General features: G+C 59.6%; 15 protein-coding genes and 1 tRNA gene. 10 read left to right on the forward strand and 6 right to left on the reverse strand.

Going from position 1 to position 17,590, the window contains the following annotated elements; genetic code table 11:
* The first annotated feature begins 14 nt into the window (after nucleotides 1–14).
* Nucleotides 15–1,115 (forward strand): redox-regulated ATPase YchF, encoded by a 1,101-nt coding sequence (gene ychF, locus AB4O11_RS03590; RefSeq protein WP_007912904.1) that lies wholly within the window; start codon nucleotides 15–17, stop codon nucleotides 1,113–1,115.
* A gap of 184 nt (nucleotides 1,116–1,299) precedes the next feature.
* On the opposite strand, the gene AB4O11_RS03595 is transcribed toward ychF, so the two are convergent.
* Nucleotides 1,300–2,517: an MFS transporter gene (locus AB4O11_RS03595; protein ID WP_460130154.1), complete on the reverse strand. Its 1,218-nt coding sequence runs from the start codon at nucleotides 2,515–2,517 to the stop codon at nucleotides 1,300–1,302.
* A gap of 333 nt (nucleotides 2,518–2,850) precedes the next feature.
* Here AB4O11_RS03595 and AB4O11_RS03600 point away from each other — a divergent pair, with 333 nt between their 5' ends.
* Nucleotides 2,851–4,908, forward strand: a complete 2,058-nt coding sequence (locus AB4O11_RS03600) for a methyl-accepting chemotaxis protein (protein ID WP_460130156.1) — start codon at nucleotides 2,851–2,853, stop codon at nucleotides 4,906–4,908.
* Here the strand turns inward: AB4O11_RS03600 and AB4O11_RS03605 are convergent.
* Nucleotides 4,901–5,803, reverse strand: a complete 903-nt coding sequence (locus AB4O11_RS03605; protein WP_460130158.1) for a LysR substrate-binding domain-containing protein — start codon at nucleotides 5,801–5,803, stop codon at nucleotides 4,901–4,903. The two genes, AB4O11_RS03600 and AB4O11_RS03605, sit on opposite strands and share 8 nt — an antisense overlap.
* A gap of 226 nt (nucleotides 5,804–6,029) precedes the next feature.
* Here AB4O11_RS03605 and AB4O11_RS03610 point away from each other — a divergent pair, with 226 nt between their 5' ends.
* From AB4O11_RS03610 to AB4O11_RS03635, 6 genes are all read left to right on the forward strand, one after another.
* Nucleotides 6,030–7,148, forward strand: coding sequence for an ABC transporter ATP-binding protein (locus tag AB4O11_RS03610; RefSeq protein WP_460130160.1), 1,119 nt, complete (start codon nucleotides 6,030–6,032; stop codon nucleotides 7,146–7,148).
* Nucleotides 7,149–7,163: 15 nt separating this feature from the next.
* Nucleotides 7,164–8,084 carry an ABC transporter permease gene (locus AB4O11_RS03615; protein ID WP_064120432.1) on the forward strand — a complete coding sequence of 307 codons (921 nt, stop codon included), beginning with the start codon at nucleotides 7,164–7,166 and terminating at the stop codon, nucleotides 8,082–8,084.
* Entirely contained in the window at nucleotides 8,084–8,890 is an 807-nt protein-coding gene (locus tag AB4O11_RS03620) for an ABC transporter permease (RefSeq protein ID WP_099757178.1), read from the forward strand. The genes AB4O11_RS03615 and AB4O11_RS03620 overlap by 1 nt, the downstream gene beginning before the upstream one ends.
* Before the next feature lie 27 nt (nucleotides 8,891–8,917).
* Complete coding sequence (locus AB4O11_RS03625; protein WP_093441473.1) at nucleotides 8,918–9,964, forward strand: ABC transporter substrate-binding protein; 1,047 nt, start codon at nucleotides 8,918–8,920, stop codon at nucleotides 9,962–9,964.
* 60 nt (nucleotides 9,965–10,024) lie between these two features.
* Nucleotides 10,025–11,479: an amidase gene (locus AB4O11_RS03630; protein ID WP_460130162.1), complete on the forward strand. Its 1,455-nt coding sequence runs from the start codon at nucleotides 10,025–10,027 to the stop codon at nucleotides 11,477–11,479.
* An 86-nt stretch (nucleotides 11,480–11,565) separates the two neighbouring features.
* A tRNA-Met gene (locus tag AB4O11_RS03635) sits at nucleotides 11,566–11,642 on the forward strand.
* Between the two features lie 364 nt (nucleotides 11,643–12,006).
* Here AB4O11_RS03635 and AB4O11_RS03640 read toward each other — a convergent pair.
* The 3 genes from AB4O11_RS03640 to AB4O11_RS03650 form a co-directional block, all read right to left on the reverse strand.
* Nucleotides 12,007–12,231, reverse strand: a complete 225-nt coding sequence (locus tag AB4O11_RS03640) for a SymE family type I addiction module toxin (RefSeq protein WP_039761255.1) — start codon at nucleotides 12,229–12,231, stop codon at nucleotides 12,007–12,009.
* Between the two features lie 81 nt (nucleotides 12,232–12,312).
* A complete protein-coding gene (locus AB4O11_RS03645) occupies nucleotides 12,313–12,705 on the reverse strand; it encodes a helix-turn-helix domain-containing protein (RefSeq protein ID WP_460088985.1) in 393 nt (130 codons plus the stop codon).
* A gap of 190 nt (nucleotides 12,706–12,895) precedes the next feature.
* Complete coding sequence (locus AB4O11_RS03650) at nucleotides 12,896–13,996, reverse strand: DUF2817 domain-containing protein (RefSeq protein WP_460088986.1); 1,101 nt, start codon at nucleotides 13,994–13,996, stop codon at nucleotides 12,896–12,898.
* A 267-nt stretch (nucleotides 13,997–14,263) separates the two neighbouring features.
* Between AB4O11_RS03650 and ggt the strand changes: the two genes are divergently transcribed.
* Together ggt and AB4O11_RS03660 are read left to right on the forward strand one after the other, a co-directional pair.
* The gene (ggt, locus tag AB4O11_RS03655; protein ID WP_460130165.1) at nucleotides 14,264–16,096 is read left to right on the forward strand and encodes a gamma-glutamyltransferase; all 1,833 of its coding nucleotides are present in this window, start codon (nucleotides 14,264–14,266) and stop codon (nucleotides 16,094–16,096) included.
* Between the two features lie 423 nt (nucleotides 16,097–16,519).
* Nucleotides 16,520–16,888, forward strand: coding sequence for a DUF6124 family protein (locus tag AB4O11_RS03660; protein ID WP_242206845.1), 369 nt, complete (start codon nucleotides 16,520–16,522; stop codon nucleotides 16,886–16,888).
* A gap of 91 nt (nucleotides 16,889–16,979) precedes the next feature.
* Here the strand turns inward: AB4O11_RS03660 and AB4O11_RS03665 are convergent, their stop codons facing one another.
* Nucleotides 16,980–17,579, reverse strand: coding sequence for a flavin reductase family protein (locus tag AB4O11_RS03665; RefSeq protein WP_116255197.1), 600 nt, complete (start codon nucleotides 17,577–17,579; stop codon nucleotides 16,980–16,982).
* Between the last annotated feature and the right edge of the window lie 11 nt (nucleotides 17,580–17,590).

A 17,590-nucleotide genomic window follows, 5' to 3' on the forward strand; every position in this document is an offset into this window, starting at 1 on the left:
CGAGGGGAAACACCATGGGATTCAATTGCGGCATCGTCGGCCTGCCTAACGTCGGCAAGTCCACCCTGTTCAACGCCCTGACCAAATCCGGTATCGCGGCCGAGAACTTCCCCTTCTGCACCATCGAGCCGAACAGCGGCATCGTGCCGATGCCGGATCCGCGCCTGGAAGCACTGGCGGCCATCGTCAATCCGAAGCGCATCCTGCCGACCACCATGGAATTCGTCGACATCGCAGGCCTGGTTGCCGGCGCCTCGAAAGGTGAAGGCCTGGGCAACAAGTTCCTGGCCAACATCCGTGAAACCGACGCGATCGCTCACGTCGTGCGCTGCTTCGAAGACGAAAACGTGATCCACGTGTCCAACAGCGTCGACCCGAAACGCGACATCGAAATCATCGACCTGGAACTGATCTTCGCCGACCTCGACAGCTGCGAGAAACAACTGCAGAAAGTCGCGCGCAACGCCAAGGGCGGAGACAAGGATGCCGTGGTTCAGAAAGCCTTGCTTGAGCAACTGATCGCGCACTTCACCGAAGCCAAACCGGCGCGCAGCCTGATGAAGAACATGAGCGCTGACGAAAAAGCGGTGATCAAGGGCTTCCACCTGCTGACCACCAAACCGGTCATGTACATCGCCAACGTTGCTGAAGACGGTTTCGAGAACAACCCGCACCTGGACGTGGTTCGCGCCATCGCCGAAGAAGAAGGCGCGATGGTCGTTCCGGTCTGCAACAAGATCGAAGCGGAAATCGCCGAACTGGATGACGGCGAAGAGAAGGACATGTTCCTCGAGGCCCTGGGCCTGGAAGAGCCTGGCCTGAACCGCGTGATCCGCGCCGGCTACGAAATGCTGCACCTGCAGACCTACTTCACCGCCGGTGTCGAAGAAGTCCGCGCCTGGACCGTCAAAGTCGGTGCCACCGCACCTCAGGCTGCCGGCGTGATCCACACCGACTTCGAGAAAGGCTTTATCCGCGCCGAAGTGATCGCCTACAACGACTTCATCCAGTACAAGGGCGAAGCTGGCACCAAAGAGGCCGGTAAATGGCGTCTGGAAGGCAAGGATTACATCGTCAAAGACGGCGACGTGATGCACTTCCGCTTCAACGTGTAAACGTTACGCCCAAGAAAAAGCCGCGTTTGATACGCGGCTTTTTTGTGCCTGCGATTTATGGCCCAACACATTTCCCCTGTGGGAGCGAGCTTGCTCGCGAAGAGGGTGTGTCAGGTAAACATTCGTCGCCTGACACGCCCTCTTCGCGAGCAAGCTCGCTCCCACAGTTGGGAATGGTGTGGCGTCAGGCCTTTTTGGTACGCGGCAAGAAGATTGCCAACACGCCAAACAACGGCAAGAACGAACAGAGGAAATACACGTACTCAATCCCGTGAATATCCGCCAGGTGCCCCAGCAGCGCCGCGCCAATCCCGCCAAAACCAAACATCAAACCGAAGAAGATTCCGGCAATCATCCCGACATTGCCCGGCACCAGTTCCTGCGCATAAACCACAATCGCCGAGAACGCCGAGGCCAGAATGAAGCCGATCACCACACTGAGAACAGTGGTCCAGAACAGATCGACGTGAGGCATCAGCAACGTGAACGGCGCCACACCGAGGATCGAGAACCAGATCACCGCCTTACGCCCGATCTTGTCGCCGATCGGCCCACCGAAGAACGTCCCCGCCGCCACCGCGCCCAAGAACAGGAACAGGTGCAGTTGCGAACTGGCCACCGACAGGTCGAACTTCTCGATCAGGTAAAAGGTGAAATAGCTGGTCAGGCTGGCCATGTAGAAATACTTGGAGAACACCAACAGCCCCAGCACCACCAACGCACTGATCACCCTGCCCTTCGACAGCCCGTGAGTCGCTGCCTGACCGGCCTTGAGCTTGAACAGATTGAGGTGATGGGCGTACCAGCGACTGATGCGGTACAGCACGAACAGCGCAAACACCGCGAACAGGCCGAACCACGCCACGTTGGCCTGACCGAACGGAATGATGATCGCCGCCGCCAGCAACGGACCGAACGCGGAACCGGCGTTACCGCCGACCTGGAAGGTCGATTGCGCCAGACCAAAGCGTCCGCCCGAGGCGAGTCGTGCGATCCGCGAGGCTTCGGGGTGGAACGTCGAGGAACCGATACCGATGAGCGCCGCCGCCAACAGAATCAACGGGAAACTGCCGACCATCGACATCATCACGATGCCAATCAACGTGCAAATCGACCCGGCCGGCAACAACCACGGTTTCGGATGCCGATCGGTGTGATAACCGACCCACGGCTGCAACAAAGATGCGGTCAGCTGAAAGGTCAGAGTAATCAGGCCGACCTGAGTAAAGGTCAGGCCGTAATTGGCCTTGAGCATCGGGTAAATCGACGGCAGCACCGACTGGATCAGGTCGTTGATCAAATGCGCCAGCGCCACCGCGCCGATGATACGCATCACCAATGGGTTGCTTTGCGGAGCAGCGGGCGCCGTGGCAGCGGCGGTCTGAACGTTGCTGATAGCCATGAAAGTTTCCGGACAGCAGATGGGTGCACGCAGGCAGGTGCGTCAATGTGCCATTTTTCGGTGCGCCAGCGCCATCCCCTTAGCCAGCTAACTAACTGACTGGTCGTCGACTGCAAGGTGATAGCGCAACGCCATGGTCTGAATCTTGCCTTGCTACATCCCTTGAACGCGGGCGCCTTACAAAGGCGACCGACAATGGGAAGTTTCGCTACAGAGCCGGCCTACAGAGCGGGCGAGAGTGAACTTTCGAGGCCTTTTAGCAGGGCACAACATCAACGTCGCACGACCGCGATGCACGCCATTGGTGCGTGGTGTCCAGAGGAGTCATGGGGCATGCAGGCTTTCCTTTCACCGGGGATCAAATTGCTGGGGCGGTTTGGCTTCGCAGGTAAATTCCAGTTGTTGTTTCTGCTGTTCATTCTGCCGTTGGCCGGCAGCCTGTTGATGATTGGCCAGGACTATCGCGACAAACTCAATCTGATTTCCGGCGAACGTGCCGGCGTGCGTCAGTTGCTCGCGCTGGATGCGCTGGACAACCTGCTCGCCGCCCAACGTGACCACGCCGCGCGCTGGCGCGCCACGGAAACCAATCGCCAACCGACGCCGGCCACCCTCGCCGCCATGGGCGCATTCGACGCGGTGCAACCGGCGGTTCTGCAAGCCACCACCGATTTAGGCGCTGCGCTGAAAAATGAAGGCGCCGAGGGGGAAACACTCACCCGCTATCAAGCGCTGCAAACCGCGCTCAACGGCCTGGACTCGAAAAGCCTCAGCGGTGTCGGTTGGTGGCCGGACGGTTACGACCGTTTCACCAACGCCCTCAGCGCCCTGCAAGCGTTGCGCGAGCAGATCGTCATGGACAATCGCCTGACGCTCGCACCGTGGCTGGAAACTTATCTGCTCACGCAGATCTCCACGCAACACGCCCCGGACCTGATCGAACGCGTTGGACGCCTCGCTGCCGTCGGCCAGGCTTCAGTAGTCTCGGGCCAGTTCACCCTGCAAAGCCGTCTGCAGTTGCGCGACCTGCGCAGCCGCATCGGTGACGCCCGCGAGCAATTGGTCAAAACCGCCACGCTGCTCGAAGCACGCCTGCCGAAAGATCAGCAGAGCTGGGCCAGCCAATACCACGACAGCCTCAAAAACCTCGACAGCGGTCTGAAGGTGTTGGACGACGGCGTATTCGGCGGCTCTATCAATCTCAAACCCGAAGAGTTCGAACGCAGCCTCGATGCGCTGCTGACCGACCTAGCCGCACTGCGCCAGCAATCGCTGGTGTCGCTGGATCAACGACTTGACGCTTACCACAGCTCAGCGATCCGCCAGTTCATCATCGTCGCGGCGATTTTCGGCTGCCTGCTGCTCGCGGCGTTGTACCTGTTTGTCTGCCTGCAAGCCTCGATCCGTCGCAGCGCCAGCGGCATCACCCTGCTCGCCGAAGCCCTGCGCGATGGCAACCTGAGCTTGCAAGTGCCGGTGGTGGGCCGCGATGAGCTGGCCGCGATCAGCACTGCACTCAACGTTGCCGTGGTGCAACTGCGTAGCAGCATGCTTGGCGTCGATCACGAGACTTCGCAACTGAGCAACGCGGTGCGCAGTCTCAACGAGCATTCCAGCGGCGCCCTCAGTGAAGTCGAAGCGCAGCAATTGCAGATCAGCCAGATCGCCGCAGCCGCCACGCAGTTGGCCGCAACGTCGCAAGGCGTGGCGCAGAGCTGCGAACAGGCTTCCGGCAGCGCCCAACACACCCGGCGCATCGCCGCCGACAGCAGCCGCGACAGCCAGCGCACCACGGCGAGTATTCAGCAGCTCAATCAGCGTTTGAATGAAACGGCTGCGGCGTTGGGTCGGGTCAGTGAACAAGGTCAGCAGATTCAATTGGTCGTCGACACCATTCGCGGCGTCGCCGAACAAACCAATCTGCTGGCGCTCAACGCAGCCATCGAGGCTGCTCGCGCGGGTGAACAGGGACGCGGTTTCGCCGTGGTCGCCGATGAAGTGCGCAGCCTTTCACAACGTACACAGTCGTCCACCGCGCAGATCGCCGGTACGGTCGACAGCTTGCGCGCGACGGTCAACGAAGCCGTGAGTTTGATGGAAGCGGCGTGCGGCCAGGCGCAAACCGATGCCGAGTCGGTGACTGGTCTCGGTGAACGCCTGGGCGAAATCGCCAGCGCCGTGCAAAGCGTCACCGACACCCTGGCGCAGATCGCCACAGCGGTTGAAGAGCAAGCGAGTACCGCCGACGAAGTCAGCGGCAATATTCAGCAGGTTGATCAGGCGGCCGTACGTTTGCTTGAAGGCGCACGGGCGGTGAATCTGGCGGCGGACACCCTGAGCCAGGGCAGCAAAGCGCTGAGTGACAACACCGCACGCTTCCGCCTCAGTTGATCACCGCCTCAGGGAAGTCCGTTTCCAGTTCAGCCTTGAGCCATTGAATAAACCACGCCACATCCGCCGAGAGTTCGGCGGACGGCGTCAGCACCCGATAACTCTCAAGCTTCACCTGAGCGTCGACCGCGCGCACCAGTTTGCCGCTGGCCAGTTCATGGCGCACCAGCACCTCGTTGGCCAGCGCGATGCCCTGCCCGCTCTCGGCGACCGACAGCGCGTGATCGTTGTTGACGTAGAGCATGTCGGAATTGAGGTGGATATCGAGGTCGTGCGCGGCGAACCAGAGGTTCCACCATTCGCCGTCATCGACGTGGATCAGATCGTTTCTGACCAGATCAGCCGGGCTGTTGATCGGTGCGATGCTGGCCAGATACGCCGGCGTGCAGATCGGAAAAACCCGTGGGCAAATCAGCGCTTCCCGTGAGTCGGCATATTGCCCGTCGAGGCCGTAGACGATGCCCAGATCGGCGCTCTTGCCATCGACTTCGGTAAAAGTGGAGTTCGGCTCGATCGCCAGTTTCAATCCCGGGCGCAGATGCCGCAGCGCTTCGATCCGAGGCATCAACCAGCGTTTGGCGAAACCCGGCACCACCATGATCCGCAGCCAGCGCTCGGCATCTTTCGGCTGCGCTTCTTTGCCCGCCTCGATGATCAACTGCAAAGCGGTGCTGATCTTGCGGTGATACTTCTCCCCCGCTGGCGTCAGGTTGACCCCGCGCGAGGTGCGCTCGAACAATTGAATGCCCAGCCAGTCCTCGAGCAATTTCACGTGGCGGCCAATCGCAGGCTGGGTCACGTGCAGGGCTTTCGAGGCTTCGACATAGCTGCCCAAACGGGCAGCGGCATCAAAGGCGCGCACCGCGTTGAGCGGCGGCAAACGGTGGTCGGGCATGATTCCTGGCACCTTCGGCTGTTAAATTTACTAACACCTGCCATGTTTAAATTGAAGTGTCGCGCCGCGCAACCCCTGGCTGATAATCGAGCCACAGCAGAACAAAAAAACAGCTGGTTTCACACCCGAACGCAATCTCGATCCTGCCCAAAAAAATAATATCCATGGCCCGACGGCAACGCTTTGCAAAGCGAGTCACAGGCGATGGGGGAATCGGAGGTAACGCATGAATGCCCTGCATTCGCTGCAAACGCTGGCGGTCTCGATCCGCTCGGTGCGCAAGGTTTACGGTGATCCGCAGACCGGTCCGGTGGCGCTGAAAAGCATCGACCTGGACATTCGCGACAACGAATTCTTCACCCTTCTCGGCCCTTCCGGCTGCGGCAAGACCACGCTGCTGCGGATGATCGCCGGTTTCGAATTTCCCACCGAAGGCGAGATCCTGCTCTACGGCGAAAACATCGCTGATCGCCCGCCGTTCCAGCGTCCGGTCAACACGGTGTTCCAGCATTACGCGCTGTTCCCGCACATGACCATCGCCGAGAATCTGGCCTTCGGCCTCGAATCGCACCCAATGGGCAAAGTCCTCAGCAAGGCGCAAATCGCCGAGCGCGTGCGCGAGATGTTGGCGCTGGTGCAGATGGAGCGCTTCGCCAATCGCAAGCCGGCGCAACTCTCTGGCGGCCAGCAACAACGTGTCGCCCTCGCCCGCGCTTTGGCACCTCATCCGAAAGTGTTGCTGCTCGATGAGCCACTGTCGGCACTCGACCTCAAGCTGCGTCAGGCGATGCGCGAAGAGTTGAAAACCATCCAGGCCAAGACCGGCATTACCTTCATCTTCGTCACCCACGACCAGGAAGAAGCGCTGACCATGTCCGACCGTATTGCCGTGCTCTCCGAAGGCGAAGTGCAGCAGGTCGGTCGGCCAGAAGACATCTACGAACGGCCGCGCAATCGCTTCGTCGCCGACTTCATTGGCGAAACCAATTTCATCGAAGGCACAGTCACTCGCGTGGAAAACGGTCAGGCGTGGTTCGCCGGCCCGGCGGGTCATCCATTGCCGGCGCAACCGTGCAGCGATGTGCAGGTCGGCGCCAATGTCACCTTGTCGGTTCGACCTGAGCGTCTGCATCTGGTACCAGCGGCTACCGAAAACGCGCTGCCGTGCCGGATCGAAGCGCAGATCTATCTCGGCACCGATCTGCAATATCAGGTCAGCATCAGCGACGGTTCGCGCCTCACCGTGCGTACACCCAACTGCGTCGACCAGAGCCTGCGTTTCGCCGTCGGCAGTCAGGCCGGTCTGTTGTTCGACCGTGGAAGCGCCAGCGTCCTGCACGATTGAGCCGGAGGAATTGCCATGCACGCCTTACCGATTGCCAACACGCTGGAACGCCGCAAGGCTTTCCAGAGCTTCCTCGGGGTCAGCCCGGCGCTGATCGCCATCGGCCTGTTTCTGCTGGTGCCGATTCTGATCGTCATCGGCTATTCGCTGATGGAGGCCAACCCCTACGGCGGGGTCAACAAAGTCTTCAGCAGCGACGCCTATACCTCACTGCTGTTCGAGCGGCAACTTGACGACAGCCTCGCGTTTGCCGACTCGTATTTGATCATCGCCCTGCGCTCGATCGGCATTGCCGGGCTGACCACGATCATCACGTTGTTGATCGGTTTTCCGGTGGCGGTGTGGCTGGCCATGCAACCGGCGCATCGCCGTGGCTTGCTGATCTTTCTGATCACCGTGCCGTTCTGGGCCAACCTGCTGATCCGCACTTACGCGTGGATTCTGCTGCTGCGCAACACCGGGGTGATCAACAACAGCCTGATGGGCATGGGCGTTATCCACGAACCGTTGCAGTTGCTCTACACCGACGGCGCGGTGCTGCTGGGGCTGGTTTACACCTATGCGCCATTCGTGGTTTTGCCGATCTACGCGACGCTGGAAAAGATGGACATCCGCCTGCTCGAAGCCGCGCAGGATCTCTACGCCGGACGCATACGCACCTTGCGCAAAGTGGTTTTGCCCATCGCCAAACCGGGAATTCTCGCCGGCGCGATCCTCACTTTTGTACCGTGCCTGGGCGCGATGATCGCCCCGGAACTGCTCGGTGGCGGCACGCGAATGATGCTCGGCAACCTGATCTTCCGGCAGTTCAGCGATGCGCGTAACTGGCCGTTTGGTGCAGCGTTGTCGCTGGTGCTGATGGCCGCCGTGATGCTGGTGCTGACCGTGTATGCCCTGCGCGCCGAGCGCCAGCGCATCGCCAAAGGAGGTGCGTGATGCTTGCATTATTCAAACGCAAAGGCCTGGGCGTGCAGGACTTCCCCGGTTTCGGCGGCTTCAGTTTTCTATTCTATCTGTACCTGTATGCGCCGATCGTGGTGCTGGTGGTGTTCTCCTTCAATGCCAACCAATCGGCGACGGTGTGGACCGGATTCAGCCTCGATTGGTATCGCGCCGCGTTCGCCAATCAGGCCCTGCGCCAGGCCGCTGGCAACAGCCTATTGATCGCCGTCTGCGCAAGCATGATCGCCACGGTGATTGCCACCCTCGCCGCCCTCGGCACCTCGCGCGGCGCCAAGTTCAAGGGCCTGCACTTGTCGATGGGCGCGATCATGTTGCCGCTGGTTTTGCCAGAAATTGTCGTCGGTGTGGCGACGCTGGCGCTGTTCTCCACCATCGGTCTGTCGCTGGGTTACGGCAACCTGATCATCGCGCACACGGTGTTCTGCATTCCCTTCGCCTACCTGCCGATTCGGGCACGACTGAACGACATGGACCTGTCGCTGGAACAAGCCTCCGCCGACCTCTACGCCGGCCCGTGGCGCACCTTTCGCAAAGTCACTTTGCCGCTGCTGATGCCGGGGATTTTCTCCGGGCTGATGCTGGCCTTCATCGTCTCGCTGGATAACTTCGTGATCTCGATGATGGTCTCGCAGGCCGGCACGACGACCCTGCCGATCTTCATTTTCGGCCTGCTACGGATGGGCGTGACACCCGACGTCAACGCCGTGTCGACGCTGATCCTCGGCGTCTCGGTGCTGTTCGTCAGCCTCTCTTACCTGTTGGGCAAAAAGAACGCCTGAACCTTCTACGACCTGTGGGGAAATAGCATGAGCAAGTGGATAAAAAGCGTTGGCACTTCGTTGTTTCTGACTGTGCCGCTGGCGATGATGGGCAGTGTTCAGGCCGCCGAAAAACTCAACGTAGTGAGCTGGAGCGGCTACTTTTCGCCGGAGATTCTCGCCAAGTTCCAGAAGCAGACCGGCATCGAGGTCACCGTCGATTCCTATGACTCCAACGAGACGCTGCTGGCGAAACTGAAACAGGGCGGCGCCGGTTATGACGTGGCGATTCCGTCGCACCAGTTCGTGCCGATCCTGATCAAGGAAAATCTGCTCGAGCGCTTCGACCCGGTCAAGGAACCCTACTACGCCAGCGTTGTGGATAACCTGAAAAAACCGAGCTGGGACCCGGAGGGCGCGTATTCGGTGCCATTCATCTGGGGCACCACCAGCGTCGTGCTGGACTCGGCGCGCTACAAAGGCCCGGCCGACAGCTACAAGGTTTTGTATGAGCCGCCAGCAGAATTGCAGGGGCGTATCAACATGTTCGACTCGGTCAGCGACATGGTCGACATGGCCAGCCTCTATCTGAACATTCCGCTGTGCAGCGAAGACCCGAAACAGATGCAGCAAGTGCTGACTTTGCTCAAGGCACAGAAGCCGTTCGTGAAAACCTACAGCTCCAAGGCCGGCTCGATTCGCGAGAATCTTGCCTCGGGTGAAATCGACATGTCGATGTTCTGGGGCGGCTCGTCGATGCGCGCCCGCGAGATGAAACCGACGCTGAAATACCTCTACCCGAAAGAAGGCGTGCTGGCCTGGGTCGACAATATGGTCATCCCTACCGGCAGCAAGAATCCGGCGAATGCCAAGGCGTTCATCGCCTTCCTCAGCCAGCCGGAAAACTCGGCGATGACGCAGAACTTCCTCAAGCACCAGAGCCCGATCAAAGGCGTCGAACCGTTCCTCGACGCGGCGCTCAAGGACGCGCCGGAATTGCACATTCCCGAGGGCACTAACGTGGTGTTCAGCAAGACCTGCGGCGAAGGCGCGATCCGCCTCGCCGACCGTCTCTGGACCAACCTGATGCGTTGATCTTTACCGCCCCGTCGCACTGGCGGGGCGCTTTTCCAGCCGTCTGAAAGGCCGCTTGCAATGAACTCTAATAACATCAGCGAACTGGTCCTGTTGCAGGCCCACGCGCTCGCCGACCGCATCCGCCTGCGCCAGGTGTCCTGCCGGGAAGTGATGCAGACTTATCTTGCCCATATCGAACGTTTCAATCCGTTGGTCAATGCGCTGATCAGCCTGCAATCGCCGGAACATCTGCTGGCTCAGGCCAATGAGCGCGATGCCGAACTGGCGCGCGGCGAGTACCGTGGCTGGATGCATGGCTTGCCTCACGCGATCAAGGATCTGTCGCTGACCCAAGGTATTCGCACCACGCTGGGGTCGCCGCTGTACAAGGATTTTGTGCCTGATCGCGACGGCATCATGGTCGAGCGGATCAAGGCGGCCGGCGCGATCATCATCGGCAAGACCAACACCCCGGAATTCGGCCTCGGCTCGCAAAGTTACAACCCGTTGTTTGGCGCCACCGCTTGCGCGTATGACTCGAGCAAAACTGCGGGCGGCAGCAGTGGCGGCGCGGCGGCGGCACTGGCGATGCATATGGTGCCGGTGGCGGATGGCAGCGACATGATGGGTTCGCTGCGTAATCCGGCGGCGTTCAACAACATTTTTGGATTTCGTCCTTCGCAGGGGCGTGTGCCGTTTGATGACAGTGCCGATCTGTTTTTTGATCAGCTCGGTTATGAGGGGCCAATGGCGCGCAGTGTGAAAGATGCGGCGCTGCTGTTGTCGGTGCAGGCTGGCGGTGATGCTCGGGCGCCGCTGTCCATCGCTGAATCCGGTGAGGCGTTTGCGGCGCCGCTGGAACGTGATTTCAAGGGCTCGCGGTTGGGTTGGTTGGGCGACTTCAACGGTTATCTGCCGATGGAGAACGGCGTTCTGTCGCTGTGTGAGAAGACCTTTGCCGACTTTGAAAGCTTCGGCTGCCACGTTGAGTCCGCTCAGCCGGATTTCGCGCCTGAGCGGCTGTGGAGCAGTTGGCGGACGTTGCGGCACTGGATGGTCGCGGGGTCGCTTGGCGCGACGTATGCCGATCCGCAGAAACGCGCATTGCTGAAACCGGAGGCGATCTGGGAAGTGGAAAACGGTTTGAAGCTATCGGCCAGCGAAGTGTTCGCCGCCTCAGTGGTGCGCAGCGATTGGTATCGGGCGATTTCTCGGCTGTTCGAAAAGTACGATTACCTGCTGCTGCCCAGCGCCCAAGTGTTCCCTTTCGATAAAACCCAGCCGTGGCCAACGTCTATCGAAGGCGTGGCGATGGATACCTATCACCGCTGGATGGAGGTGGTCATCCCCGGCACGTTGTCGGGTTGCCCGGTCGCCAATGTTCAGGCGGGGTTCAATTCGGACGGTTTACCGATGGGGCTGCAAATCATCGGCAAGCACCAGGCCGACTTCGCTGTCCTGCAATTGGCGCACGCGTATGAGCAGGCCAGCCGCTGGTTCCAACGCTGCCCTTCGCCGCTGCTGAGGCAGTGATTTTGATAAACGGTTGAAAGCGTAGAAAAAATTTTTAAATTTACGCTTGACGCTTTTCCATTTCAGGGGAATAATGCGCGCCACTTGGCTACATAGCTCAGTTGGTTAGAGCATAGCATTCATAATGCTGGGGTCCGGGGTTCAAGTCCCTGTGTAGCCACCAAGTACTAAAAACGGCTTACCGAAAGGTAGGCCGTTTTTTTATGCCTGCAATAATCTCCCCTTCCGGTTACACACCTGCAAAAGGTCTATCTTCAGTCCTTTCGATTGGATCTGTGCGCTCGCAGCCCCTCATCAGTCAGACTTTCTTACATTTTGCACTTCGCCTTTTTTCACATAAGCAAATATCAAATTCAAGATAATGCCTTCCTCACAACCAGGCATTTAGTCAGGTAATACGGGCCTCGCCCGCCATAAAATTCAAGATAATCAAAAGCGCTACTTGAGAAAAAAAGCCGCTATCCCTTGAGGGTTAGCGGCGTTTTTTCCTACGCAAATAGCGTTGCGGCTTTACTCGGACGATTCATCTATTCCGCTGTAATCACCAGACAGCCTTTCATCACACGCACTTTGACGTTCTCGTTCACCTCGAATCCTGCCTGCCGTAACCACAGGCCGCGCAGTCTGATCCAGGGTACGGGTTTGGCGGGGCTGTAGGTTTTTTCCTTGGTGTGGACCGGGTAAAAGTCTGCGGCGATTTTCAACCGGCGTTCAGTGATGGGGGTTGATGTCGTATGATTGGTTTTAGCCATGGTTCAGCTCCTTTTAAGCTGCTTTGTGGTTAGCGGGGCCAGGGTGTTGTCGCACCTTGGTTCCGCGTTCTTTGGGTTACTTCAAATTTCTTTTTCTTCGTCGCTCGCTTTGGTCGCTGCCTGTGCGATCAGGGCGTCAAGCATCTGCGCAATGACCTTCTGTTGGACCTTCGAAAGCTCATTGATGGACTGCAACCGTCGATACCACGTCGAGGTCAAGCTGCGTCTGGGCCTCTCCGTGTACGAGGGAACGCCGAGCAGGTCTTCAACAGGCACGCGAAGCGCAAATGCCAATTTCACCAGTGTCGTGACCGGCATGCTGCGCGTACCCTCCTCATAGCCCTGAAAGGTTTGCCGGGAAAGACCTAAAGCCCTTGCAAACCGCGTCTGTGTGATTTCGTGAACTGTGCGTAAGTGAGCAATGCGACTGCCCATCGCCACCAGAAAATCGCGGTCCTCATTGGAAACACTCATGACAATGGCCGACTGAAAATAGAGTTGAATGGCAACGGACTCATCCTTTTCATCTGAAATCCATCCTGGAAAAAACGATAGAAACCATCCTCAGGTAAGGGCGCGTAAGTTGTCGACCTGAAAAATCCGTAGGAGAAATGCAGAGCAACCGCCAAGTTGCGGCGAGGTACTACAGGCGCGAAATGCCTTTTCAGCAAGCCAACGCCGACAACCCTTTCGCCCAGATTTGTCGAGTGCGCAAACCGACCATGGCCCGCCAATCCGGATCAGCCGGATAGAACTGCTCGAGCAGATTCAGTTTGATCTCGCGCCCTACCGCATCCAGCGGATCACCATGCAAATGCAGCCAATGGTCATCACGTAAATGCCGATGCACAGCCGGCCCCGGATACGTCCCGCACTCGATCACGAACGGCATCAATTGCACGTCCGGTAAAGCATTGAGCAACGCCTGTGAGGTGTACCCCGTAGCCGTCGCCGCCACACCCGTTTCGCTCAAGGTGTCGGCGCCGGTGTGCAGGGTGTAAAGCCAAGAGCCATAAATTGCCTGGGCCTGCGCGAGTGCCGGGTAAGGCGCCTGGGTGATGGTCAGTAACATCGGATGACCGTACTCGCCGGCGCCGGTGTGCAGGTCAAAACACATCACGGTTTCAGCGCCAGCCAGATGCGTTTTGATGATTTGGTGCAGCGTGCGATTCGACCAGCTCGGCGCGCGGCCACCGTAAAACAGTCCGTCGGGATGACTGTGCTGACCACCCTCGACAATCGACATCACCGCCGGCCAGCCGTGTTCGTTGATTTGCGCATCGAGCAAGGCGTCCGCACGTTGGCGCTCGGGGCCGTGCAAATCGGTGCAGGCGTAGATTTCATGCAGTGCCGCGTACGCGCGGTTATCCGGTAAGGGTCCTGTGAAATCGAGGTGATTGCGGTTGAGGTCGATGTTGTCTTCGTTGACCCGGCGTAACCACGCCGTACCCCATGGGTTGATCAGGTGCACCATCACCACCGCGACATCCTTGGGCAGCGATCCGGGTGCGAAGGTTTTCAGCCATTCGATCTGGCAATCCGAGCCGTAATAGCCCTCGACTCCGTGGGTACCGCTGAGCGCTACCAGCCGGCGCTTGGCCAGCGGATCGCCGAGCACGGCGACGTCGGTGCTCAGCGGTTCGCCGAATGGCCCGCAGCGTGGATGTGCGTAGGAGGTGAGCGCGGCACCGGCGGCATTGGCGGCGGCGATGAACTGTTCGCGTTGATCGTGGTAGCTGGACTCGGAGGGGAACTCGCTGTGCATGCCTGGCCTCTTGTGATTTTTATGCCTTTACCTGTAGGAGTGAGCCTGCTCGCGATAGCGGCATTACGGCCAACATCAGTGTTGACTGAACCACCGCTATCGCGAGCAGGCTCACTCCTACAGGGGATGTTGGTGCTCCATAAATTTGCGGTTGACCCTAGCGAACATCCGCCCCGAAAAGAAAGACAAAAATGCCCACCGGTTTGCGTCGCGACCGAGCGGTCGATAAAGTCCCTGAGACTTTTATCCCACGGACGGAGAGCCCGCGTGTTTTCAGCCTTGCCCTTGAGCCGCTTTCGCCTGCCTGCCCTGACGCTGATCATCAGCGCCCTGACCCTCACCGCGTGCAACGCCCCGCCCTCTTCGACCCTGCCGCTGGCACCGGAAGCCGCGTCCGGTTTCCGCACCGATCTGCAAACCCGTCACGCCAACCAACACATGGCCGCCGCTGCCAATCCTCTGGCTGCTGAGGCCGGTCGCGAAATGCTGCGTCAAGGTGGTTCGGCGATTGATGCAGCGATTGCGATGCAAGCGGTGCTGACTCTGGTTGAGCCGCAGTCTTCCGGGATCGGCGGAGGCGCGATGATCGTGTTGTGGGACGGTAAACAGGTGCGCACGTATGACGGCCGCGAAACCGCACCGGCCGGAGCCACCGAGAAGCTGTTCTTGCGTGCCGATGGCCAGCCTATGTCGTTCCCGCAGGCGCAGATCGGCGGTCGTTCGGTCGGCACACCGGGCGTGTTGCGCGCGCTGGAGATGGCACATAAACAACACGGTCGCCTGCCGTGGGCGAAGCTGTTTGAACCGGCGATCAAACTGTCCGAGCAAGGCTTTGCGATCTCCCCGCGATTGCACTCGCTGCTGGAATCAGACCCAGTCATCCGCCAGTCGCCGGATATGGCCAAGTACTTCCTCAACACCGATGGCAGCGTCAAAGCCGTCGGCACGCGCCTGCAAAACCCGGCATTGGCCGCCGTGCTCAAACGCATCGCCAACGAAGGCCCGGACGCACTGTACAAAGGCCCGATCGCCGAAGAAATCGTTGCCAAGGTGCAAGGCCACGCCAATCCCGGCAGCCTGTCACTGAACGATCTGCAGCGCTATCAAGCCAAGGAGCGCGCGCCACTGTGCACCGATTACAAACGCTGGCAGGTCTGCGGCATGCCGCCACCGTCGTCGGGCGGGATCGCCGTGGCGCAGATTCTCGGTACGTTGCAGGCACTGGAAACCCGCGATCCACGTCTTTCCCTGACGCCGCTGAAACCGCAGAAGACCGACAAACCGGCCGGCATTGAACCGGATCCGCAAGCCGTGCATCTGATCGCCGAGGCCGAGCGTCTTACCTACGCCGACCGCGCGCAATACGTCGCCGATACCGACTTCGTGCCGGTACCGGTCAAAGGTCTGGTCGATCCCGGATATCTCGCCAGCCGCGCCAGCCTGATCGGCGAACGCAGCATGGTCAGCGCCAAACCGGGCACGCCACCGGGTGTGCAGGTCGCCTACGCACCGGACCGTTCGCCGCTGCGCATCTCCACCTCGCAAGTGGTCGCGGTGGATGACCTCGGCGGCGCGGTGTCGATGACCACCACCATCGAAGCCGCATTCGGTTCGCACCTGATGGTTCAGGGTTTTCTGCTTAACAACCAGATGACCGACTTCTCGTTCATCCCCGAAGAGAACGGCCAGAAAGTCGCCAACCGCGTCGAACCCGGTAAGCGCCCACGCTCGTCGATGGCCCCGACGCTGATCTTCGATCGCCACAGCGGCGAATTCCTCGCCAGCGTCGGCTCGCCGGGCGGCTCGCAAATCATCGAGTACGTGGCCAAGACCACCGTCGGCCTGCTCGACTGGCACCTCGACCCGCAAAGCGCCATCAGCCTGCCCAACTTCGGCAGCCGCAATGGCCCGACCGAACTGGAACAAGGCCAGTTCAGCCCGGCGCTGATTCAGGCGCTGAAAGACAAAGGGCATGCGGTGAATGAAATCGACATGACCAGCGGCACCCAGGCCATCGTGCGGGTCAAGGATGCGCAGGGGAAAGTGTCGTTGGAGGGTGGCGCGGATCCACGGCGTGAAGGCGAAGCGTTGGGGGATTGAGGCTAGGACGCAAACAAAAAAGGCTTACCGGGAGGTAGGCCTTTTTTTATCGGGGCGAACAACGAGTAAGGGGCGTTGTTTGTCCCGCGAGCAAGGTTTCAATGTTTAAAAATGCCGGAAAAATACAGAACTATCCCACAAGGTTTTCAGGTTGTCCGTCGGACGTCCGCTCTCTAGGCTGTGCACGTCGCTGCCAATTCAGTGACCGGGCCTGGAAATCCGACGACAGTTGTGCGCACCAGCGCCATTCATAACGTATCCTTGCGCGCCCTTATGGTGTGCACTCTGTTATGGCGGCTGTGCGCGGGAGACCTTCGGGTCTGCCGGGTTACTCTGTCCCGGATTTCCAGCCTGCGTACAGCTGCCACCCATTCGCCTGGAAATCGAATGGACCAACTACAACCGTCACACAGGGTAATCATCATGAAAAAGCCAACACCCAATCCCCCCGAAACAAACACCGATCCAACCTCCCCCTACGCCTCCATCGACAGCAAAAAACTCCACGAAGCGGCCGACCGCGCCCTCGACCACTACCTGAAACCGACCGCTCACCTCATGGCGTCCAATCGACCCTACGAGCCGATGTACCTCGCCAACCCGGTGTACGACACGGAATCGTTGCTGGCCAATGCCAGCGAAACCCTCGGCTCGGTCACCGAGATGCTCAACAACTTTGCCGCCATGCTTGATACCTCACACCGCAAGACCGCGCTGGGCATCGCGCAAATCGTCATGCTGACTGAGCTGGCGGTGAATCAGGCGCTGGATAACGTTCAGCCGACGGCGTAATTACTTCGACGTATAAAAAATCCGATGCCCGCAAAGGCATCGGATTTTTTTTGATTGGGCCAAAGGTCAAACATCAACGCAAAGCTATTATTCAAACCGCGAGCGTCTTGCCATCCACCGCATCACCAATCTTCAGGAAATGCCCACCCGCCACGTGGTGCAAGGTGCGCAAACCGTCATGCCCTTCGAAATGCCAGCGCCCGTCACTGAACACACGTTCATCGGCATGGGCGGCGATGACTTCGGCGAGGAACAGGTCGTATTGCTCGTGGTTGCGCGGCTCAGGCAGCAAGCGGCATTCCAGCCAGGCGACGCAGCCGTCAAGCAGCGGCGCTTCGACTTGTTCACCGGCAAAAGTCTGCAAACCATAGGCCTGAAACTTGTCTTGCCCTTGGGTTTGGGTGATGTCCAGACCCGAGGTATTGCCGACGGTTTGCACGATGTCGGCCTGATTGACGCACGGGACGTTGAGCACGAAGGTGCCGGACGCTTCGAGCAACTGGCGGGTCCAGGTGGATTTATCGAGGACGACGGCGACTTTCGGTGGCTCGAAATCCAGCGGCATGGCCCAAGCGGCAGCCATGATGTTGCGCTGGCCGTCGTGAGCGGCGCTGACCAGCACGGTCGGCCCGTGGTTGAGCAAACGGTAGGCTTTGTTCAGGGGCACCGGGCGGCGGTGGGAATCGCTCATGGGATCTGCTC

It is taken from the genome of Pseudomonas sp. H1_D05 (assembly GCF_054682705.1).